Annotated in this window: 26 protein-coding genes and 3 pseudogenes; 15 read left to right on the top strand and 14 right to left on the bottom strand. The window is 63.3% G+C overall.

The window, feature by feature from the left end; translation table 11 throughout:
* Nucleotides 1–348: 348 nt before the first annotated feature.
* A complete protein-coding gene (locus AC1DYK_RS29035) occupies nucleotides 349–585 on the bottom strand; it encodes a hypothetical protein (RefSeq protein ID WP_478169447.1) in 237 nt (78 codons plus the stop codon).
* A 111-nt stretch (nucleotides 586–696) separates the two neighbouring features.
* On the opposite strand from AC1DYK_RS29035, the gene AC1DYK_RS29030 reads away from it, so the two are divergent.
* The 5 genes and pseudogenes from AC1DYK_RS29030 (at nucleotide 697) to AC1DYK_RS29010 (ending at nucleotide 4,884) form a co-directional block, all read left to right on the top strand.
* Complete coding sequence (locus AC1DYK_RS29030) at nucleotides 697–1,116, top strand: helix-turn-helix domain-containing protein (protein WP_478169451.1); 420 nt, start codon at nucleotides 697–699, stop codon at nucleotides 1,114–1,116.
* A gap of 40 nt (nucleotides 1,117–1,156) precedes the next feature.
* Nucleotides 1,157–2,233: a PDDEXK nuclease domain-containing protein gene (locus tag AC1DYK_RS29025; protein WP_478169446.1), complete on the top strand. Its 1,077-nt coding sequence runs from the start codon at nucleotides 1,157–1,159 to the stop codon at nucleotides 2,231–2,233.
* Nucleotides 2,230–2,562: pseudogene (locus tag AC1DYK_RS29020) on the top strand (type I restriction endonuclease); the annotation flags it as partial. The gene AC1DYK_RS29025 and the pseudogene AC1DYK_RS29020, both read left to right, overlap by 4 nt.
* Nucleotides 2,563–2,748: 186 nt before the next feature.
* A pseudogene (locus AC1DYK_RS29015) lies at nucleotides 2,749–3,114 on the top strand (helix-turn-helix domain-containing protein); the annotation flags it as partial.
* A 66-nt stretch (nucleotides 3,115–3,180) separates the two neighbouring features.
* Nucleotides 3,181–4,884 carry an ATP-binding protein gene (locus tag AC1DYK_RS29010; protein ID WP_478169450.1) on the top strand — a complete coding sequence of 568 codons (1,704 nt, stop codon included), beginning with the start codon at nucleotides 3,181–3,183 and terminating at the stop codon, nucleotides 4,882–4,884.
* Between the two features lie 61 nt (nucleotides 4,885–4,945).
* Here the strand turns inward: AC1DYK_RS29010 and AC1DYK_RS29005 are convergent, their stop codons facing one another.
* The 9 genes from AC1DYK_RS29005 to AC1DYK_RS28965 form a co-directional block, all read right to left on the bottom strand.
* Nucleotides 4,946–5,077: a hypothetical protein gene (locus tag AC1DYK_RS29005; RefSeq protein ID WP_478169445.1), complete on the bottom strand. Its 132-nt coding sequence runs from the start codon at nucleotides 5,075–5,077 to the stop codon at nucleotides 4,946–4,948.
* Between the two features lie 179 nt (nucleotides 5,078–5,256).
* The gene (locus tag AC1DYK_RS29000; RefSeq protein ID WP_478169444.1) at nucleotides 5,257–6,588 is read right to left on the bottom strand and encodes a HipA domain-containing protein; all 1,332 of its coding nucleotides are present in this window, start codon (nucleotides 6,586–6,588) and stop codon (nucleotides 5,257–5,259) included.
* A complete protein-coding gene (locus AC1DYK_RS28995) occupies nucleotides 6,588–6,887 on the bottom strand; it encodes a helix-turn-helix domain-containing protein (protein WP_478169443.1) in 300 nt (99 codons plus the stop codon). Before AC1DYK_RS28995 ends, AC1DYK_RS29000 begins: the two co-directional genes overlap by 1 nt.
* A 77-nt stretch (nucleotides 6,888–6,964) precedes the next feature.
* Nucleotides 6,965–7,093, bottom strand: coding sequence for a DUF4113 domain-containing protein (locus AC1DYK_RS28990; RefSeq protein ID WP_478169449.1), 129 nt, complete (start codon nucleotides 7,091–7,093; stop codon nucleotides 6,965–6,967).
* Nucleotides 7,094–7,346: 253 nt separating this feature from the next.
* Entirely contained in the window at nucleotides 7,347–7,640 is a 294-nt protein-coding gene (locus tag AC1DYK_RS28985) for a BrnA antitoxin family protein (RefSeq protein WP_478169442.1), read from the bottom strand.
* A complete protein-coding gene (locus tag AC1DYK_RS28980; RefSeq protein ID WP_478169441.1) occupies nucleotides 7,597–7,872 on the bottom strand; it encodes a BrnT family toxin in 276 nt (91 codons plus the stop codon). Before AC1DYK_RS28980 ends, AC1DYK_RS28985 begins: the two co-directional genes overlap by 44 nt.
* 169 nt (nucleotides 7,873–8,041) lie before the next feature.
* Nucleotides 8,042–8,689, bottom strand: a complete 648-nt coding sequence (locus tag AC1DYK_RS28975) for a hypothetical protein (RefSeq protein WP_478169440.1) — start codon at nucleotides 8,687–8,689, stop codon at nucleotides 8,042–8,044.
* An 8-nt stretch (nucleotides 8,690–8,697) separates the two neighbouring features.
* A complete protein-coding gene (locus AC1DYK_RS28970; protein ID WP_478169439.1) occupies nucleotides 8,698–9,528 on the bottom strand; it encodes a hypothetical protein in 831 nt (276 codons plus the stop codon).
* A 9-nt stretch (nucleotides 9,529–9,537) separates the two neighbouring features.
* Nucleotides 9,538–10,245, bottom strand: a complete 708-nt coding sequence (locus tag AC1DYK_RS28965; protein WP_478169452.1) for a hypothetical protein — start codon at nucleotides 10,243–10,245, stop codon at nucleotides 9,538–9,540.
* A 311-nt stretch (nucleotides 10,246–10,556) separates the two neighbouring features.
* Between AC1DYK_RS28965 and AC1DYK_RS28960 the strand changes: the two genes are divergently transcribed.
* Complete coding sequence (locus AC1DYK_RS28960; RefSeq protein WP_478169438.1) at nucleotides 10,557–10,934, top strand: PH domain-containing protein; 378 nt, start codon at nucleotides 10,557–10,559, stop codon at nucleotides 10,932–10,934.
* Nucleotides 10,935–11,140: 206 nt separating this feature from the next.
* Here AC1DYK_RS28960 and AC1DYK_RS28955 read toward each other — a convergent pair whose 3' ends face one another.
* The 3 genes from AC1DYK_RS28955 to AC1DYK_RS28945 form a co-directional block, all read right to left on the bottom strand.
* Nucleotides 11,141–11,488 (bottom strand): hypothetical protein, encoded by a 348-nt coding sequence (locus AC1DYK_RS28955; RefSeq protein ID WP_478169437.1) that lies wholly within the window; start codon nucleotides 11,486–11,488, stop codon nucleotides 11,141–11,143.
* A 659-nt stretch (nucleotides 11,489–12,147) separates the two neighbouring features.
* Nucleotides 12,148–12,522, bottom strand: coding sequence for a hypothetical protein (locus AC1DYK_RS28950; RefSeq protein WP_478169436.1), 375 nt, complete (start codon nucleotides 12,520–12,522; stop codon nucleotides 12,148–12,150).
* 615 nt (nucleotides 12,523–13,137) lie between these two features.
* Nucleotides 13,138–13,491 carry a DUF2726 domain-containing protein gene (locus AC1DYK_RS28945; protein WP_478169435.1) on the bottom strand — a complete coding sequence of 118 codons (354 nt, stop codon included), beginning with the start codon at nucleotides 13,489–13,491 and terminating at the stop codon, nucleotides 13,138–13,140.
* Here AC1DYK_RS28945 and AC1DYK_RS28940 point away from each other — a divergent pair.
* The 5 genes and pseudogenes from AC1DYK_RS28940 to AC1DYK_RS28920 all read left to right on the top strand — a co-directional run.
* A complete protein-coding gene (locus tag AC1DYK_RS28940; RefSeq protein ID WP_478169434.1) occupies nucleotides 13,440–13,880 on the top strand; it encodes a helix-turn-helix domain-containing protein in 441 nt (146 codons plus the stop codon). The two genes, AC1DYK_RS28945 and AC1DYK_RS28940, sit on opposite strands and share 52 nt — an antisense overlap.
* A 306-nt stretch (nucleotides 13,881–14,186) precedes the next feature.
* Nucleotides 14,187–14,444, top strand: coding sequence for a hypothetical protein (locus tag AC1DYK_RS28935; RefSeq protein WP_478169433.1), 258 nt, complete (start codon nucleotides 14,187–14,189; stop codon nucleotides 14,442–14,444).
* Nucleotides 14,437–14,721, top strand: coding sequence for a BrnA antitoxin family protein (locus AC1DYK_RS28930; RefSeq protein WP_478169432.1), 285 nt, complete (start codon nucleotides 14,437–14,439; stop codon nucleotides 14,719–14,721). The genes AC1DYK_RS28935 and AC1DYK_RS28930 overlap by 8 nt, the downstream gene beginning before the upstream one ends.
* Before the next feature lie 40 nt (nucleotides 14,722–14,761).
* Complete coding sequence (locus AC1DYK_RS28925; protein WP_478169431.1) at nucleotides 14,762–14,956, top strand: hypothetical protein; 195 nt, start codon at nucleotides 14,762–14,764, stop codon at nucleotides 14,954–14,956.
* A gap of 5 nt (nucleotides 14,957–14,961) precedes the next feature.
* Nucleotides 14,962–15,102 (top strand): annotated as a pseudogene (locus tag AC1DYK_RS28920) (PDDEXK nuclease domain-containing protein); the annotation flags it as partial.
* A gap of 212 nt (nucleotides 15,103–15,314) precedes the next feature.
* Here AC1DYK_RS28920 and AC1DYK_RS28915 read toward each other — a convergent pair.
* The gene (locus tag AC1DYK_RS28915) at nucleotides 15,315–16,133 is read right to left on the bottom strand and encodes a hypothetical protein (protein WP_478169430.1); all 819 of its coding nucleotides are present in this window, start codon (nucleotides 16,131–16,133) and stop codon (nucleotides 15,315–15,317) included.
* Nucleotides 16,134–16,417: 284 nt separating this feature from the next.
* Between AC1DYK_RS28915 and AC1DYK_RS28910 the strand changes: the two genes are divergently transcribed.
* The 4 genes from AC1DYK_RS28910 (at nucleotide 16,418) to AC1DYK_RS28895 (ending at nucleotide 18,208) form a co-directional block, all read left to right on the top strand.
* Nucleotides 16,418–16,618, top strand: coding sequence for a hypothetical protein (locus AC1DYK_RS28910; RefSeq protein ID WP_478169429.1), 201 nt, complete (start codon nucleotides 16,418–16,420; stop codon nucleotides 16,616–16,618).
* A gap of 135 nt (nucleotides 16,619–16,753) precedes the next feature.
* Nucleotides 16,754–17,008 carry a hypothetical protein gene (locus AC1DYK_RS28905; protein WP_478169428.1) on the top strand — a complete coding sequence of 85 codons (255 nt, stop codon included), beginning with the start codon at nucleotides 16,754–16,756 and terminating at the stop codon, nucleotides 17,006–17,008.
* 5 nt (nucleotides 17,009–17,013) lie between these two features.
* A complete protein-coding gene (locus AC1DYK_RS28900) occupies nucleotides 17,014–17,211 on the top strand; it encodes a DUF1016 N-terminal domain-containing protein (RefSeq protein ID WP_478169427.1) in 198 nt (65 codons plus the stop codon).
* Nucleotides 17,212–17,233: 22 nt separating this feature from the next.
* Complete coding sequence (locus AC1DYK_RS28895) at nucleotides 17,234–18,208, top strand: LysR family transcriptional regulator (protein ID WP_478169426.1); 975 nt, start codon at nucleotides 17,234–17,236, stop codon at nucleotides 18,206–18,208.
* Nucleotides 18,209–18,263: the final 55 nt, after the last annotated feature.

Genomic DNA, 18,263 nt, shown 5'->3' with positions numbered 1-18,263 from the left:
GTCGTCCTCGGTCGCCAGAAATCCATCAAGGCTTGTAGATGTGTAGTACTGGGTTTTCATGGTTCGGGAAGTCCTATTGATTTTTAAGCGTCTGGCAGGCGCTTCCGGGCGAAAACTGGATGTCCGTGGCGTAGTTCCGCTCTTGGCCGAAAGCGGCCTTCCGATAAGGGCAACACGGAGGACCGCACGCTAGCGCTGTGCGGACATTCGTGTTGACAATCTCGCCCCCGAACCGGCCCACGCTACTTAATCCGAAGTGACGTACTGACCCGCGTGCCGACGCTGTCCAATGGCCGCATCGGGGAATGGCTGCCGCACAACTGGATATCGGCCGACTATTCTTTGCCATCATGGGAAGGTCAAGTCCAAACCGAGCATCCTGCTAAGGCCGAAGGTGAGGAGCGAAAGGCCCAGGAGCGATAGCACGAAGACTGCGGCCACCTTGCCGCCCGCGCGTAGCACCGCGCTCTGCTTCTCCTTCCCCTTCTTCCCTTGCTCATAATGCCACTTGATGGCGAAGAACATGCCCGTGCCGAACACGAGAATCTTGAACGTAATGAAGGCTATAGGGACCCAATCCATCATTTTGAGTATTTCCAGGCTATTACTTGACACTATCTATCGTGAGGAGCACTGGTCTGCAACCAGTCTCAAGCGGACAGTCGACGCGGAACTGTGTATGTCCGCTGTTGGCCGATTCTCGCGGCGCAGCAATCCGGCGTTCCGGCATCGATGCTGCGGTTCTATGACGAAAAGGGGCTGATTGCCTCTACCGGCAGGCGCGGGCTGCGCCGCCTATTCGATCCCGGCGTGCTCGAACGGCTGGCGCTGATCGCGCTGGGGCGCGCCGCCGGCTTCTCGCTCGACGAGATCGCGCGCATGTTCGCGCCCGAGGGGCAGCCGCGCATCGACCGCCAGATGCTCGCGGCCAAGGCGGACGAACTGGACAGGACGATCCGCAAGCTGAGCGCCATGCGCGACGGCCTGCGGCACGCCGCCGCCTGCCCGGCGCCTAGCCATATGGAATGCCCTACGTTTCGGCGCATCGTGAGGGCTGCGGGGGCTGGGGGTGTGGGGGTGGGGAGGAAGAGGGTTGCGAAGGCGCCGGGGGACTAGTTCGCGTCCGCGTGGCGCGACTGTTGTAGGCTGCCATGCCATGACCGAGCGCCCCGCCTCCCTCACCCAGCCGCCAGCCGGTTACGCCGATTGGCTGGCCGAGCTCAAGATCCGCATCCACAGCGCCCAGCAGCGCGCGGCGCTGGCCGTCAATCGCGAGTTGGTGTCGCTGTACTTTCAGATCGGCCGCGACATCCTGGCGCGGCAGGCGCGCGAGGGCTGGGGCGCCAAGGTGATCGACCGCTTGGCGCGCGACCTGAAGGACGCGTTTCCGGACATGCGCGGCTGGTCGTCCAGCAACCTCAAGTACATGCGGTTTTTTGCCCAGCATTGCCCTGATGGCCAATTTGGTCAGCAGCCCGCTGACCAATTGCCGTGGTTCCACATCGTCACCCTGCTGACCCAGCTGGATGCGACACCAGATCGCGCCTGGTACGCCGAACAGACGGTGCAGCAAGGCTGGTCGCGCAGCACGCTGGCGCTGAATATCAAAAACCGCCTGCACCTGCGCCAGGGCACGGCGGTCACCAACTTTCAGGCTCGCCTGCCGGCGCCTGATTCAGCACTGGCGCACGACACGCTCAAAGACCCTTACCTGTTCGACTTTCTGGGCCTGGGTGATGACGCGCATGAGCGCGAGATCGAAAACGGTCTGATCCGCCACATCACGCGCTTCCTGCTGGAACTCGGTGCGGGCTTTGCGTTCGTCGGGCGGCAGTTCCGCCTGGAGGTGGCGGGCGACGAGTTCTTCATCGACCTGCTCTTCTATCACACGCGCCTGAAATGCTATGTAGTGGTGGAACTCAAGGCCACGGCCTTCAAACCCGAACATGCGGGCCAGCTCAACTTCTACCTTTCGGCCGTCGACGCGCAAATCAAGGCCCCCGACGACAAGCCCACCATCGGCCTGCTGCTGTGCAAGCAACAAAACCGTCTGGTCGCCGAATACGCGCTGTCAGGCATCGACAAGCCGATCGGCGTGGCCGAGTATCAGTTGCTGCGCGATCTGCCCGATGCGCTGGAACACAGCCTGCCTAGCATCGCCGCGATCGAAGCGGAGCTGGCCAACGATTTGGGCACGCTCGGTGCCCTCGACGACTCCGACGCACAGCCATGACTGAAGACCAGCTCGAACAGGAAGCCTTGGGCTGGTTGCAGGACGTGGGCTACGCGCACCGCTATGGCCCCGACATTGCGCACGACGGCCCCACACCTGAGCGCGCCAACTACCACCAGGTGCTGCTGCCATTTCGCCTGCGCGAGGCGATCCACAATCTCAATCCAGACATTCCGACCGCCGCCCGCGAAGATGCATTCAAGCAGGTGCTCGATCTCGGCATCCCCGCCCGTCTCTCGGCCAACCGCCACTTCCATCGTCTGCTGGTCGGCGGTGTGCCGATTGAGTATCAGAAGGATGGCGAAACCCGTGGCGACTCCGTGCGCCTCCGTGGCGCAGCCCAGCGCTGCATTGGCTGGCGCACCATGTCGCCGGTCATGGCACACAGCAGCAGAGCAACTTCCCCGGGAACTTCCCCGGGACTCCCCCGGTGACTCCGTGGTCAAGCGTGTAGCCGCGTGCACCGGCAGGCGGATGACGAAAGCCGAGCGGCGATCGTCGTCGGCCTCGGATCAATGGCATCGACGCTGCGCCTCTATGACGAAAAGGGGCTGATCGCCTCCACCGGCAGGCGCGGACTGCGCCGCCTGTTCGATCCCGGCGTGCTGGAGCGGCTGGCGCTGATCGCGCTGGGGCGCGCCGCCGGCTTTTCGCTCGACGAGATCGCGCGCATGTTCGCGCCCGAGGGGCAGCCGCGCATCGACCGCCAGATGCTCGCGGCCAAGGCGGACGAGCTCGACCGGACGATCCGCAAACTGAGCGCCATGCGCGACGGCCTGCGGCACGCCGCCGCCTGCCCGGCGCCTAGCCATATGGAATGCCCTACCTTTCGGCGGATCGTGCGAGCTGCGGGGGCTGGGGGGTGGGGGTGGGGACGAAGAGGGTTTCGAAGGCGCTGGGGGATTAGTTCGCATCTGCGTGGCGCGACTGTTGTAGGCTGCCAGGCCATGACCGAGCGCCCTGCCTCCCTCACCCGCCCGCCCTCCGGCTACGCCGATTCCCTGCCCGCACGCGAATCGCTCACGGTCGAATTCAAGAGCGACCGTGTGCGCCTGTCCGACCGCGAGTTGGTGGAGGCGATTGCATGCCTGGCCAACGCCGAGGGCGGAGAACTTTGGTTGGGTGTGGAAGACGATGGCACGCCCTCCGGATTGCACGCCGAGCACATGCAGCTTTCCGGCCTGCCTGGCTTGGTGGCCGCGCGTACTTCGCCGTCGCTAACCGTCTCTGTCACATCGATGGCTATCGACGGCGTGGCGGTGGCCCGTATCGCGGTGCCCAAGGCGCACGGCGAGGTCGCGACCACGGGCGGCGTCTATCTGCGGCGCCGGCTCAAGGCGGATGGCCAGCCCGAATGCGTTGCGATGCTGCCGCACGAGCGCTCCAGTCGGGCGTCCAGCTTCGGGCTGATGGATGCGTCGGCACAGGTGGTGGCGGGCGCCACCCTGGCCGACCTCGACCCGCTGGAGCGCGAGCGCTTGCGCCAGAGCGTGCAGCAATATGGTGGCGATCGCGTGCTGCTGGAACTGGATGACGAGGCGCTCGATGGCGCGCTGGGTCTTGCGGCCCGCCAAGCGGACGGCAGCCGCTTGCCCACGCTCGCCGGCCTGCTGCTGGTCGGGCGCGAGCAGTCACTGCGTGACCTGGTGCCCACGCACGAGTTCGCCTTTCAAGTGCTGGCGCGCGAGGCGGTCGGCTTCAATGAATTCCGCCGCTTCCCGCTGCTCAAGGCCCTGGACTGGCTGGAGACCAACTTCCGCCCCTACAACCCGGAGCGCGAGATCCAGGTCGGCCTGTTCCGCGTGCCGGTGCCCAAGGTCGACATGGGCGCGTTTCGTGAAGCGGTGGCCAATGCGCTGGTCCATCGCGACTATCACCGCCTGGGTGCCGTGCATGTGCGGCTGGACGACGAGGGCCTGACCATCAGCAACTCCGGCGGGCTGGTGGACGGCGTAACGCTGGCCAATCTGCTGACGACGGAGCCGCGACCACGCAACCGTGCGCTGGCCGACGCGATGAAGCGCGTGGGCGTGGTCGAGAGATCGGGCCGGGGCGTCGACAAGATCTATCGAGGCATGTTGCGCTTGGGTCGACCCGAGCCCGACTACCGACGCACCGATACCCACAACGTGGTGCTGCAACTCGCCACGGTGGACGCCGACGAGGCCTTCCTGAGGCTGGTGGTGAGCGAAGAAGGCCGACGCGGCGCTGCCTTGCCTATCGATAGCCTGATCGCGCTAGCGGCCCTGCGTGAGCTCAAGCGGCTCACCACCGAGGAACTGGCCTCCCATATTCAGCGCGACCCGGCCCAAGCCAGGCGCACGCTAGAGGCGCTGCTCGAAGCCGGGCTCGCGCAGGCGCACGGCGCGACCAAGGGACGTACCTACACGCTGGCCCCTGGGGTCTATCAGGCTGACGGCGACAAGGCTGGCTATACGCGGCAAGCCGGCTTCGCGGCGATCCAGCACGAGCAGATGGTACTGAGCTACGCGATGCATCACGGGCGTGTGACGCGCGCTGACGTGATCACCTTGTGCCGCCTTTCGCCGGATCAGGCGGCCAAGCTGCTGAAGCGGATGAAGGAGCAGGGTCGGCTGGTGCAGCATGGCGAGCGGCGCTGGGCCAGCTATACGGTGACGCCAGGTGCTTGATATGGGCTGCTATGAACCTCTATGAGCTTCTATGAGCCCCTATGGGCTCCTGGAATCATAGTCAAAGGAAACGCATGGGCCTGATAGACCGGCTCGCCGAAGCGGTCCGCGCCGTGTCCGGGCACCGGGTGATCGACGTCGGCTGCGGTACGGGCAGCACGACGTTGTCGGTCGGGTGCGTGATGGCATCCATGGTCGTCTTCCTTTGCTTGCCCTCAAGAGGCGGAAGCTAGACTGCGCAACTTCAAGTCGACTTGAGGTCAAGAGGGTGAGACATCTGGACATCGCCGAGGGTTCGCGCCCGAGGGGCAGCCGCGCATCGACCGCCAGATGCTCGCGGCCAAGGCGGAGGAACTGGACAGGACTCAACGACTAGAAGTTGTCCGCAGCGAATTTCGGGATGTCGCGCGCCATGGCCAACAAGGCCTCCGCTCGGGTGGCCACGAACTGAGCAAGGCCCTGCACGAAAGCGACTTCCTCTCCCATGTACGCGGGGTCCGCCGCCTGCGCCGGCGCCTCTTGAAGTGCGAACTCGCAGAGTCGCGTCAGCTCGCGTGCGAAGTACCTGCGTTCAATGCCCATGCGCACGCAGAAGTCTGCAAGCGCGAACGAGCGCACTGCTTCCAGCTCGAACTCATTCCCGAATGCCATCGCCAGGTCGTGATGGAACGCCGCGTACTGCACGACGCTCACCAGGTCATACAGCGGCGTCGGGGTGAGCCCTGTGCGGTTGACGAAGAACGAGATGTTCTTGCCGTGCGAATCGCTGTTGCCGAAGAGCAGGGTCGTGACCGCCCAAAGGACCAGGCGCTGCATCCCCAGCGCTGGTTCGACGAACCCGGGCCTGAGCGTGCCGAGCTTTTCGAAACTGGCTCCATCGCGAATGTGCCGCACCTCCGGTTGAGCCCCCACGTTACGCTCGTACTTTGCACTCACCGACAAATCCAGCGCCTGGCACCCATCAATGATGTGCAACCGCTCGACACCGTCCGGCGTCCTGCGGCGGTCGAATCGCTCGATGCTCAAGACCGGCGACGGTACCCGCAGGATGCTCACGTGCGCGGCACCAGGCGCCTTCCAGCGCCGCATGCTGATGCGATTGGCCAGCTGCATGCAGAAATGCTCGTTGGCCACCATGAACCTCGTTTCCTCGCGCGCAGGCTCTGGCTTGAGGATGTGCGTAGACGACAGCACCCCGTCGACCAGGAACAGTTGGTCTTCTTCGATGGCCACCAGAAGCTTGTCCTGGTGCCCGGCGATGGACATGCGCACTTTGCCGTCCCACCGGTTGAAGGGTTCGTTCGCGCGGTTGTCGATCCGTGCCTGCAGCTCTTCGAACGGCAGGTGCCGGCGCAGTGGCTCCTGCTCAGCCGGCACCTGGCCGGCAGCGACAAAGCTCAGCGCGCCAGCAGTCTCATGTCCGAGGTGGCGAAGAAGCCCGAAGACGTTGTTGCGCGCCACGCGAGCATCGTTGGCCGCCACAACCAGTGCCTCGCCTTCAGGGAGCAGGTTCTCCAGGAAACGGCGGATGGCCTGCGGCGCCGCGCCACCCTCCAAGGGCACATGTGGCGAGAGTGGGTATCGGCTTGGCAACGCCAGCCAGGCAGCGTCGTAGTCGAACTGGAAGGCATCCTGAGCCTGGTCATAGCCCAACGTGCCGACGCGCACGGCTCCCGCGTACACGCCCAGGATGTACCCTTCCATCACCGACCCTCGCTCGCAGAGAGGCCAAGCACTGCTTCGAGGGCAGGAATGTCGGTCTTGGGCACGACGAGCATGCGCAGGCCCAGACTCTCCAGCACCAGCATGAGCTTGTCCGCGGTCACCGGCTTGCCGTTCTCCAAACGCGAAAGCACGTCACTGGAGACTCCGCTGAGGGAAGCAGCGTCGTCGATGCGCATGCGCGACTGGGCGCGTCGATTTCGCACGAGTTTGCCGAGTTGCTCAAGGGATGCAGCGGCTGGACTCAGGTTCTGCTGGAATTCAGGAAGTGTGCGGGCCATATTGTTTCGGTTTACCGAAACTATAAACCGAAAACTGAAAATCCACTATTAGTTTCGACATTACGGAACAATGACTCCTACGCGTCGCTGAAGGCATTTGTTTCGGTATGCCGGAACAATTTCGCTCGAACGGTGGGCATCTCGGCCCACACAGTCGTGTAGTCGGGCGTTCGCCGCTCCTGCTTCATTTCCCAGTCGCGCTGGATGACCGGTGCCTAGCCATATGGAATGCCCTACCTTTCGGCGCATCGTGCGGGCTGCGGGGGCCGGGGTGTGGGGGTGTGGGGGTGGGGAGGAAGAGGGTTGCGAAGGCGCCGAGGGACTAGTGTGCGTCCGCGCGGTGCCGCTATCGTATGCGGGGCTTCTGCCGAGGCCTGGCCGGATGACGCAGATGTCCAACAGCTTGTTGGACATTTTCCCTGCGGGTCTGAGCACCAGCCCAACCCGCCTGCGCGCTCCCTATCTACGCGAATGCTGCGCGACGTATTCCTTCAGCACGCCGTCCATCCGGGACTGCCAGCCGTCGCCCGTCGCCCGGAAAAAGTCGACCACCTCCTGGCTGTACCGGACCGACAGCAGCACCTTGCTGGATGCCGAGCGCGGCCGGCCGCCGCGGTTCACCGTTGCTCGCGCCAGCATGTCATCCGACAGTTCCGGCAGCTCGTCGTACTCGGAAGCCTGCACCTGGTGGCTGTCCACCTTCGCCAAATCAGAGCCCAAGGTGCGGGCCGATGCGGTTTTGCTCGCGTTCATGTGCTTTCCTCATGCTGAAGACGTGGCGATCCGCGCCACGCGGGGAATAGCCGACAACCACCATGCGCCCGGCCAGCAAGCCGAAGCAGATGATGCGGACTTCGCCGTAGTCCCTGCGGTCGTCTTCGACCTCCAGGGTGTCGCCCTCGAACACGATGGCGGCATCAGCGAAATCCAGGCCCCGCTCTGCGAGCGTCTTGGCTCGTTTCGCTGGGTCGAAGGTTACCTGCATGAGGTTATTGTAGCTACATAAACCACCGCATGCAATGTGACGAGGTGGGGTGCAAGGTGCTCATTGCGGCTCGAATTCAGGCCCAGGTGCGCGGTCTTGTCATCCTCAAAACGATGAACTACGAGTCTGCGGGCCTGCTAGGCAGCGTGACTGGGTTACGGGGAAGGTGCTAGGCGCTCGCCTGGTCGTTCGGCGCCGGCCTGGGGGCAGCGATGATTGACACGTTCTCGCCGGATTCGATCGCCCAGATCACGGTCTGACCGGCAACGATCCGGACATGCCTGACGTCGACGTCTTCGCCGTTGACCATGATCAGGACGGGTTGCCCGGCCCTCGCGTGCTCATCCCCAGCGGCTGCGTCGCGATGATCCGCGACGCTGACGCGGTAGCTGGCACGACCCAGTGTGTAGGTGTAGTCGCCAGGCTCCAGGAAAAAGTGCGTGAAGGCATCGTGCTTGCGCAGGCTACGACTGTCCCCGACGGTCCGCCCGCCTTGCTGGACCAGGATGAAACAGGGGGGCTGCCCGAAGCCCGCAGCCTCGAACTGGAAGACGACAAAGTCGTTCTGCTTGATCGTCTTGCTCCGCTCGAACTCGTTCGGGAGGAATCTTCCCGCCGCGGCTTCCCAGTGGAGCACGATGTCGTGCTGCTCTCCCTCGCCTTCTCCTGCGCCGCCGGGTTCGACGGTGATCTGTCCGGATTCGCTCGACTCTCGATGCGTGCCCACCATGGCCGCATACTGAAAGACACCGGCTTCGCGGAATGGATGGACATAGCCGTTGTGCGATGTCAGGTGGCGCGAGTTGAGGAAGTCCATGGCATCTCCTACGCCAGTTGGCCGGAGGCGACGAGTTCTCGATCGAGAACCTCGGCCCCCAACACCGCAATGGTCAGATTCACCGGTGCACCTCCGCCCAATGGCACATTGGCCGGGATGAATGTCTGCGTTTTGTCGAAGCGCAACAGCACAAAGGGAATCGTGACGTTGAGCAGGTCGAGCAAGGACAGGATCGTGTTGATGAGGAATCCAAAGGCGCCGAGAAGGGCGCTGAGGACACCACTGAACGCACCGATCGCGGTATTGACGAGGTCGGCGATCAATCCACCGATGAGCGGAATCCCGGACAGCGTGTTCGTCACTTCCGTCTTGATCGCATCGACAAGGAGCGACCCCATCGGGGTGAGGTCGAATCGCGCCGAGAAGGGGTCGACCAGCAAGACGATGCCCCATTGAGCACCGAGATCGTCGACTTGAAACCCGAATGATGCGTCCAGTCCAAAGGCAAACGGCAGGTTGAACCCGACGTGCACGCTCGGCCAGGTCACGCAGAACTGAGGCGTGCAAACCCGACCCAGGAAAGGGATCTTCACGCAGAGCCTGACGGGCGGTATGCATACCTTCGGAAGGATGAGCCCGAGGTCGAAGCCCACGCTGCCGGAGACGAAGCCCGAGACGTTGACGCCGGTAAGGTCCAGGCGATTGGCCGGCGCGTTCTGCAGCGTGGCGGTCCCGCCGCTCAATGCCACGGACGCCGAGTAGTTGGCAAAGAACGGTCCCCAGGTTCCCGAGTCCGACTTCGACGCCTTGGCAAGGGCGATCGCCTTGTCGAGTACGACGTTGACTCCGGTCTCACTGATTGCGAGCGTAGCGTCCATGATCGAACCTCAGCTGATGTCTGCCCAGATCTTTAGCTGGTCATCGGCGATCGAGGGTCCGTCGACGAGCCCCAGGAATCCGAAAGCGCCGAGGGCGAACCGCTCCACCGGGTAGCGCAGCGCATCCAACAGCGAATTCAGCATCGTTTCGCTGTAGCACTGGAGCAGCGACTCGAGCGCGCCGACTTCCTTGACGACGATCTGATCGACGTGCAATCCGATGTCGCGTCCGCCCTTGCTGTTAGCGCTCGAGGTGGGGTGGCCTATGGCCCAGATGGAGAGCTTCGCGCAATCACTGTGTGTTCTTGCTTCATTCTTTCGAGAGTCCTGGCGACGGCCTTCGCGTTCCCGCTCCTGCTCCCTGGGAACAGGCATCTTCTGCAGCACGCCGCACAGGAAGCAGACTTCGACCGTTGCCGACAGTGCAAACTGGTTCGCGCCGAGGATCAAGGGCGGTGGCAACGCAAGGCCGGACTGTGCTGGCGTGAAATCGACTTGGATCTCAAGAATGCGCACCGAGATCGGCATTCCCGAGTTCGTTCCAGGAACGGGAAGCGGGGGAATGATCCAGAAGTCGATGCTAGGAACGCCCGATCCCAGGGGCGGGCAGGCATAGAAGAAATACTTCGGCCTCGCTTTGCGAAATGCCTGCATCACCTTGTTGACGGCGCTCTCGTGCAGACCCGCAAAGATGTGATGTCCGTTCGTAAGCGCCATGACGAGCCTCGGCGGAAGAAGGAGGACTGACTCTACGTCCCGGGGCGCCACCTCGAATCATCAATGGTGATGAGGACACTGGCGCACACGTACCTTGGGGCTCGGCCACCATCGTGCCCATCGTGTCGTCGGCATTGCGGGTGCCGAACTCGTACTCGCAGTGCTTGTCCCACGGCGCGCATGGGCTTGAAGCGGGTACGGCCGAGCGCAGGAAGAGTCCGGCCTCCAGTACATTACTGACACGCTGCGCTCGCGCGGCCTTCGACGATCGGCAACGGTCACGCATGTTGACGGAATTTCTAGGAGCAACCTTGGGACTACTTGATGGAATGCTTGGCAACGCAGCCAAGATCGACCCGGCTAAGATTCAGCGTGAGTTCAGCCAGATCCTGGCCGCCGGGGAAGTGGTCGAGCACGCCTATCAGCTAGTCCGAGACTACTTCGTATTCACCGACAAGCGCTTCGTGCTGGTCGACAAACAGGGCATCACCGGAAGCAAGACCGAATACCACTCGATTCCCTACAAGAGCATCACGCACTTCAGCATCGAGACGGCTGGCACCTTCGATCTCGATGCCGAGCTCAAGATCTGGATCTCAGGAACACCCGCTCCGATACAGAAGCAGTTCAACAAGAAGCTCAGCATCTACGAGGTGCAAAGCGTGCTCGCCAGCTACGTGCTCAGATAGGCGCGAGGAAGATGCTGCCCGGCCAATCCGCCGATGTCGACGAAGCCCTCTCGCGCGGTTGTGCGCCGGAAGGGGGCCGAGTCAGGTCATGGCGGCTTCGTATTCCACGACCGCTTCCGGGCAGGTTTGGCCTCCGCTGTAGGTCGGCTTGGGGCCGAGGCCGTGTGAAAACACGGTCGGCTGCGACGAACAGTTATGGGCGTGTACTACTCAGAGAAGGTATGTCCACAAGCGAGACATTCGTAGTTGTTGAGCACAAATTTATCAACTGCCGCATCGGCAGCGCCACCTACAGCAGTTCCGCCAGCGCCGCCTGTAAGTGCACCTAGCACGGCACCTGCGACACCTCCAGCGGTAGCGCCAAGAGCAGCACCGACGGGGCCAGCAAAAGCACCTACAACCAGTCCAGCTTTTGCACCAGCTGCGGCACCCGCACTGGCCCCAACATAGCCAGCAACGCCACCAGCTGCGGCACCGACGCCCGCGCCGACCTTGGTTGCATGATTTCGTTTATCGATCTTCTTGGATTCACAATTCGGGCAAATGGTGGCCATATTTTCTGTCTATATAACGCCTGAACGAGGGTGCGTCTTCTCGCGAGCCGCGCGTATTTCCACACGAAAGTTGTAGCGATGGCTACTTGAGCCCTTGGTAGGACAAGAGGAGGACTACTGCAAAAGCGACGAAAGACGCTCTCTCTTTGAGCCAAGAGACTCGGCGCGCGAGTGCCCACGCTATCGTGGCTCCGAGAAGCAGAGAGCCAGTCGGGCGAGCCATCAAGTCCCAAAACTGGGCATTGAAAATCTGCTCGCCAAACGGCAGCTTGTCGAGGCCATTGCCACGCTGCTTACAAATCTCGATGGCCAAGTGGCGCCCCCGACAAAGCACGCCATGACCACATAGGCAAAGAAAGGCAGGCCCTGCGTTTGCGCCGCGGGCGTGGCTTCTGCGGCCGGTTGAGCCGAAGGAGTTTCCCCTCCCGCTGAACTCCCGGCCGCTGAATCGTGGGGCTTGTCTTTTCCATTCCGTGAAGCGCTGGCCGGAGGTTTCAGCAAGTTCTTTCCCAGCGCGGGCGACGGTGCAGGTGGCGGGGGCTTCGCGGCGTAGTCGGCCGGCTTGCCGGTGCTAGAAGTCGGTGCCGGCTGCCTTGCCTTGAGGTCGTACGTCGCTCTGCGAATCGGATTTGAGAGCACCTCGAACGAACTAATGTGGGTCAGGCGGCAGACGCGATGGGCATGGCCATACCGAGGGCCGAAGCTGCCAAGGCGTTCTCGCCTTCACTACCCGCCAGCGCATAGCCGCGCTCCAGAAGCTTTCGCGTGTAGTACTTGTTGTACATAAATGCCCAGACGATGCCGATGCAGAAGGCGCCAACGCCAAACGTCAGCAGGCCGACGATGACAGCAATGACGAAGCCACCAATGAACGTAATGAAGTCACCCCGAAACAGTGCCGGGAAGAATCCAAAGAAGAATGTCGTCCACGAAAAGCCGTAGAACCCGTTCTTCATGAGACCAGTTTCCTTGTGACGCAGTGCGATTCGAGTTGCCATTGCAATTTCTTCAGTTTGATTGTTGTTGGAAGCCACCTCGCATGATGCTTAGCAGCCGGGAACCGCGGTCAGTCTATCAAGCCATGTCGAAAACTCGAAAGCTGCGACACGCTATCTACGCACGATTGCGACTTTGCTCACATTTATGGCCAAGTCATCGGGCAAGTTGAGGAACTCGGAAGTCGGTCTTCCGGTGCGCAGGGTCCGCCTCAAACACGACGGTCCCGGACTTGGAGGACTTGAGGTTGTCTGCCCGGGGTGATTGCGTCCGGCGAAAGTCGAGGCGAACGACCCGGTGCCGAACCGTGTGTCCGTTACGAGCGGGCCGTTGTCTCAGTTTCTCCCGCCTCGAGCGCGAGCGAGAGAGGCTCCGCACGACGCCTTGTCACCATCTCGCAGGTCCGGGTCGAGGTATCGTGGCGAAGCCGAGCGCTGTCATTGACTTCCGCGATTGGGGGCCGCATTCTGCCCGTCGCGCTACTCCTCTGTTTGCTGGTCTTTGGCCTGCCGGCTCCAGCGCGCTTCACGATGCTCGCGCCACGCCATCCAGCCTGGTTTTCGGCAAGCTGGAGCAAGGTCGCCTCGGCGAGGGACCGCGATCTCGACTGCCTTCGAGCATCGCGAGGCGGTCTCGATCACCGCCGGTTGAACTCAAGTGGGGTCGACCCTAACCCACCCCTCTTGGCCCGGGGTGGGGGGCGGAGGCGACGCAAAGTCCGCTTGCACTCGGTCAATGTTGGGGATGCCCCGATAGCGAAGTACGCGATACCCAGCAGCCTTGAGTTGCGCATCGCGCATCTCATCGCGGGCCTTCTTGCCGTCGTGGCTGCTGTCGTCCAGCTCGATGATCGCGACGACCTTGAACGATTTCTCGCAGATCACGAAATCTGCACGTTTCCGGTCGAACGTATTACGCACTGCCGTCGACCTGGCAGAAAGCAAGGCACCGAACGTTGAGACATCTGGACATCGCCGAGGTGGCGCAGCAATCCGGCGTTCCCGCATCCACGCTGCGGTTCTATGACGAAAAGGGGCTGATCGCCTCTACCGGCAGGCGCGGGCTGCGCCGCCTGTTCGATCCCGGCGTGCTGGAACGGCTGGCGCTGATCGCGCTGGGGCGCGCCGCCGGCTTCTCGCTCGATGAGATCGCGCGCATGTTCGCGCCCGAGGGGCAGCCGCGCATCGACCGCCAGATGCTCGCGGCCAAGGCGGAGGAGTTCGACCGGACGATCCGCAAACTGAGCGCCATGCGCGACGGCCTGCGGCACGCCGCCGCCTGCCCGGCGCCTAGCCATATGGAATGCCCTACCTTTCGGCGCATCGTGCGGGCTGCGGGGGCTGGGGGGGTGGGGGTGGGGAGGAAGAGGGTTGCGAAGGCGCCTGTGGCCGCGTGACGCCCCTGTTGTAGGGTGCCATGCCATGCCATTGCCGATGGCCCTGCCTCCCTCACCCAGCCGCCGGCCGGTTGCGCGATTCGCTGCCCGCGCGCGAATCGCTTACGGTTGAACTCAAGAGCGACCGTGCGCGCCGGACTTCCCCGGGAACTTCCCCTGCAACTTCCCCGGTGACTTCCGTGGCCACGCATGCAGGCCAGCTTGCCGCCCAGGCAGAAGCCGAGCTCGACACCGGGCTGCCGGCGCCAGAACAGGTCGGGCACGAGCACCACGTAGCCTTCTTCGGCGTAGTAGTCGGCCACTTCGTTGGACATCTGCCCTGGGGCCGCAATTTGGTGCCGCTCAGCCTCCGAAAGCGGATCAAGCACTCCTGGCGATGGCCTTGCCCCTATTTTCTGTAGGAACAAAATAATCCTTGCTGGATTTATTCGTTACTACAATAAATTTTATTTCAACCGCAACGAGCGCGGCGACCTGGTGCTGCTGCTGGTCTACGTGAAGGCCAAGTTCGACAACATCCCCGCTGCGACCCTGATGAAGCTGAAGGAGGCCCTCGATGCCTAAGACCAAAGACCTGGAAATGGAGCAATTCGAAAAGGACCTGCTCCAGTCCGTCGGCGAGATGAAGCGCGGCGAGCATGCCGCGGTGCACACCCCTGAGCAGATGGCGACGCGCAAGCGTGGCCGGCCCGCGGGCAGCACGAAGGCGGAGCCGAAGGTGTCGACCACCATCCGCTTGGACGCGGGCGTGCTGGAAGCGCTGAAGGCGTCCGGCCCAGGCTGGCAAACGCGAGCGAATGACGCACTGCGCGAGTTCGTCTCGCGCCCCCCGCACCGGTAACGAGCGGCGCTTCGCCGAGGCGAAGAGCCAGAACACGAACATGCGGCCCGACGAGCACCGGCCCGATGTGCGGCTCGTCAACGCCCAGCTCGTCGAGACCTACTGGCAGGTGGCCGCCACATCGTCAAGTTCGAGCAGGCCGCAGGTGCGCGCCGAGTACGGCAAGGCGCTGATTGACACCCTGGCCGCGACCTCGGCCTGCGCCACGGCAAGGGCTTCAGCCGCAGCGACCTGATCCGCTTGTGCCAGTTCTACCTAGCCTATCCCGCCCTGGCGACGATAGGTGCGACGCTGTCGCACCCATTGACCTGGTCGCACATCGTCGAGCCGCTGAAGATCGACGACCCGCTGGAGCGGGGCTTCCATGAACAGCAGGCGCTGCGCGAACGCTGGTCCGTGCGCGAACTGGTCCGGCAAAAGGCCAGCGCGCTCTTCCTGCGCCTGGCGCCAGCCAGGACAAGGCCGGCATCCTGCAACTGGCCAAGGCAGGGCCAAGTTGCCCAAACCGGCTGTTCCCATTGCCACGAAGCTGACGTTCAACCCGCTCGTGCACCAGCACCTTCCTGCGGTCCGCGCCGTCGCCAGGCACGGGACTATTGCCGAGCGTGCTTCTGCATGTACGCGACGATTGAACTCATCTCCTGTTCAGTCGGCGTGTTGATGCTCTGCCAGCGACTGTCCATGTGGATGTGCATGCGCTGGGTCACGCTGGACCACTCCTTGGCGGTATGCAGTGAGGGCGCCGGTGCTGCGTGGCACTGAACGCAATAGGTTGAGACCAGCTTGGCGCCCGCGGACTTGGCGTCCGGTAGCGGGCTCGAACCTGGCGGCGGGCCGCTACCCATCATCCCCCCACCCATCATGCCGCCGCCCCACATCCATCCCCTGCCGCGCATGGTCTGCATGCCCTGATACATCTCACGCCATTGCTCTTGCATGAGGCGTTGGCGCTCCTGCGGGTCGGTGGTCTGCGCAATCTTGTTCATCTGCTCTTGCATCCGCTGCGTGTAGTCGCGCATCTGCTGGCTGTATTGGTCGGGCGTTACGCCCTGGGGCGCGGGCCACGATGCACCTCCCCCCATCATTCCGGGTCCCATCGTCGACCATGGATGTCCCATCATCCACGGATACCCCATCCCCCACCGGTCGTGCATCTGTCCCATGTAGGTTTGCATGCTCTGCCAGTGTTGCTGCATCAGCTGCTGGCGGGCGGCCGCGTCGGGCGCGGCCTTGAGCTGGTCCAACTGCTTTTGTAACGTCTCGACTTGCTGCTGCAGTTCGCGCACTTGCGCGTCGGTCGGCGCAGACATTGCGGTTGGAGCCTGCGCCGGCGCCTGGGCGAAAACCACCGCTCCTGCGCTCATGAAGCCAGTGAGCAATGCGGCAAGTGCCGCTCTTCGCAACATCGTCATGGCAGTCGCTCCTTGATGGTCGGTTTGACGGCGTCGTCAAGGGGAAGGCAGAGGCGTCGTCCCGCCCGCGCCTGACATCTGGCCGACTCGGTCATCCGAACTGGCGGCCGCTGAACTGAAGATACGCCGCGATATGCGCCGGGAACTGATGCAGATCAAGGAATCCTCAGCGGCGAGTGAACGCCTCTCCGTACTCCGATTCAATCTTCCTGGCAAGAGACATTCCAAGGTGGCGCGCTGGTTAGACGCGCGACGATACTGGCCGCCCGCTGAAGGAGAGTGCGATGGCCAACCAGAAAGTTCAGCTCAACGACGAACAGTGGAGTGCTCTCCAAGCTATCCAGGAGGCCAATGCCCGGCGGTATCCGACCAACTCAATCAAAGTCTCGAATCGCCTAAGGTCGAACGGATTTGTGGAAATGGACCGCCAAGGCGGCAAGCTCCTGACAGACCAAGGGCTGCATCGGTTGCAGCAAGGACGCTAAGCGATTTAGTCGTCTTTGTAGGCGACTACGTCCTCTCAATGCGTGGTTTGCCGGTGTCAGCACGGTGCGGCGACGGGTCGAAGTCAAGCGGGGCTCAGCCGGACCGACCCATCCGCCCGGCCAGCAACGGCCGCGGTGAAGGTCGGCTTGTGGCCGCGTGCTGAAGTCCACCGGGACAAATCCATCGCTCAGCCGCCACCGTGGAAAACCTTCCAGGCTTCTTCCTCAAGCTGGCCACACCAGCTCGTCGAGACCTACTTGCAGGTGGGCGCCACATCGTCAAGTTCGAGCAGGCTGCACGTGCGCGCCAAGTACGGCAAGGCGCTGATTGACACCCTGGCCGCGACCTCGGCCTGCGCCACGGCAAGGGCTTCAGCCGCAGCAACCTGATCCGCTTGCGCCAGTTCTACCTGGCCTATCCCGACCTGGCGACGAAAGGTGCGACGCTGTCGCACCCATTGACCTGGTCGCACATCGTCGAGCTGCTGAAGATCGACGACCCGCTGGAGCGGGGCTTCCATGAACAGCAGGCGCTGCGCGAACGCTGGTCGGTGCGCGAGTTGGTCCGGCAAAAGGCCGAACGTGAGGCATGAACCTTTGCGGCACACTCGCGCCATGCCCAATGCCGCATCTCCTCTTGAAGACAACGTCCGGCGGTTGGACGAGCCGCTACTGCGCTCGCTGTATGCGCTGCTGACCGAGGTCAGCGTGTCGCGCGCTGCGGGCAAGCTGGGAATCGCGCAGTCGGCGCTGAGCCGACATTTGGGCGTGCTGCGTCGCCTGACCGGTGACGAGCTGCTGGTGCGGGTGGGGAACCGCATGGTGCTGACCGAGCGGGCGCAGTCACTGGTAACGCCGACACGGCGCATCTTGGCCGACATGTCGCTGCTCACCGCGCAGGCCGGGCCACTTTCGCTGGCCGACCTGCGACTGTCGTTCCGCATCGCGGCCTACGACTTCCTGCCTAGGCGCTTCTTTGGCGAGTTGGCCGCCCGAATTGCCAGCCAGGCGCCCGAATGCGATCTGGTGATCCAGGGACTTGGCATGCGCTTTGAGCACTACCGCCAGCTGGCCGATGGTGAGGTGGACCTGGTGATTACCGTCTGGCCCGAGCTGCCGGCGCATTTGCGGGCCAGCGTCCTGCTGAGCGAACCCATCGTCTGCCTGATGCGGCGGGACCACCCGTTGGCGCGCGGGCCCATGATCCTCAAGGATTTCCAGAGCGCCCGGCACCTGGCCTCGCTGGAGCACGTGCCGGGCCAGGGCACAGTCATCGACAACCAGTTGGCCGAGTTGGGTGCCGCTGTCCGCACCGCTGTCCACACCCAGTACCTGGGCCTGGTTCCGGCGATCCTGGCGCGTACCGACTTGATCTTCACGACGGGTCGATCGCTGGCGGAAGACTTTGCGGCGGCCGACCCCCAGCTTGCCATCGTGCCCTTTCCGGCCTCAATCAAGCCGCTTCGCTATCGTCTGGTGTGGCATGAGCGTACCCATGCCAATCAAGCGATGCGCTGGCTGCGTGAAGAGATCGGCGCCTTGGCACGCGCGAGCACCCTCCGCTCCAAGGTCATGACACCGGCGTCATAACCTGCTGCACGGCGCTGTGCTGTGCACCGGGCCTGCGCGCATCTATTGTTCGGGG

Source organism: Variovorax sp. P2_H12, assembly GCF_056403395.1.
The sequence above is the reverse complement of the archived record's forward strand: the minus strand, read 5'-3'. Positions and strand labels throughout refer to the sequence as shown.

Bases quoted from the DNA above. Each gene is read 5' to 3' on its own strand.
- AC1DYK_RS28970 (WP_478169439.1), bottom strand. From the start codon at position 9,528: ATGGACGCTACGCTCGCAATCAGTGAGACCGGAGTCAACGTCGTACTC.
- AC1DYK_RS28930 (WP_478169432.1), top strand. From the start codon at position 14,437: ATGCCTAAGACCAAAGACCTGGAAATGGAGCAATTCGAAAAGGACCTG.
- AC1DYK_RS29035 (WP_478169447.1), bottom strand. From the start codon at position 585: ATGATGGATTGGGTCCCTATAGCCTTCATTACGTTCAAGATTCTCGTG.
- AC1DYK_RS28995 (WP_478169443.1), bottom strand. From the start codon at position 6,887: ATGGCCCGCACACTTCCTGAATTCCAGCAGAACCTGAGTCCAGCCGCT.
- AC1DYK_RS28925 (WP_478169431.1), top strand. From the start codon at position 14,762: ATGCGGCCCGACGAGCACCGGCCCGATGTGCGGCTCGTCAACGCCCAG.
- AC1DYK_RS28980 (WP_478169441.1), bottom strand. From the start codon at position 7,872: ATGCAGGTAACCTTCGACCCAGCGAAACGAGCCAAGACGCTCGCAGAG.
- AC1DYK_RS29000 (WP_478169444.1), bottom strand. From the start codon at position 6,588: ATGGAAGGGTACATCCTGGGCGTGTACGCGGGAGCCGTGCGCGTCGGC.
- AC1DYK_RS28975 (WP_478169440.1), bottom strand. From the start codon at position 8,689: ATGGACTTCCTCAACTCGCGCCACCTGACATCGCACAACGGCTATGTC.
- AC1DYK_RS28915 (WP_478169430.1), bottom strand. From the start codon at position 16,133: ATGACGATGTTGCGAAGAGCGGCACTTGCCGCATTGCTCACTGGCTTC.
- AC1DYK_RS28985 (WP_478169442.1), bottom strand. From the start codon at position 7,640: ATGAACGCGAGCAAAACCGCATCGGCCCGCACCTTGGGCTCTGATTTG.
- AC1DYK_RS28945 (WP_478169435.1), bottom strand. From the start codon at position 13,491: ATGCGGGAACGCCGGATTGCTGCGCCACCTCGGCGATGTCCAGATGTC.
- AC1DYK_RS29005 (WP_478169445.1), bottom strand. From the start codon at position 5,077: ATGGATGCCATCACGCACCCGACCGACAACGTCGTGCTGCCCGTACCG.
- AC1DYK_RS29010 (WP_478169450.1), top strand. From the start codon at position 3,181: ATGACCGAGCGCCCTGCCTCCCTCACCCGCCCGCCCTCCGGCTACGCC.
- AC1DYK_RS29025 (WP_478169446.1), top strand. From the start codon at position 1,157: ATGACCGAGCGCCCCGCCTCCCTCACCCAGCCGCCAGCCGGTTACGCC.
- AC1DYK_RS28910 (WP_478169429.1), top strand. From the start codon at position 16,418: ATGGCCAACCAGAAAGTTCAGCTCAACGACGAACAGTGGAGTGCTCTC.
- AC1DYK_RS28965 (WP_478169452.1), bottom strand. From the start codon at position 10,245: ATGGCGCTTACGAACGGACATCACATCTTTGCGGGTCTGCACGAGAGC.
- AC1DYK_RS28895 (WP_478169426.1), top strand. From the start codon at position 17,234: ATGCCCAATGCCGCATCTCCTCTTGAAGACAACGTCCGGCGGTTGGAC.
- AC1DYK_RS28955 (WP_478169437.1), bottom strand. From the start codon at position 11,488: ATGGCCACCATTTGCCCGAATTGTGAATCCAAGAAGATCGATAAACGA.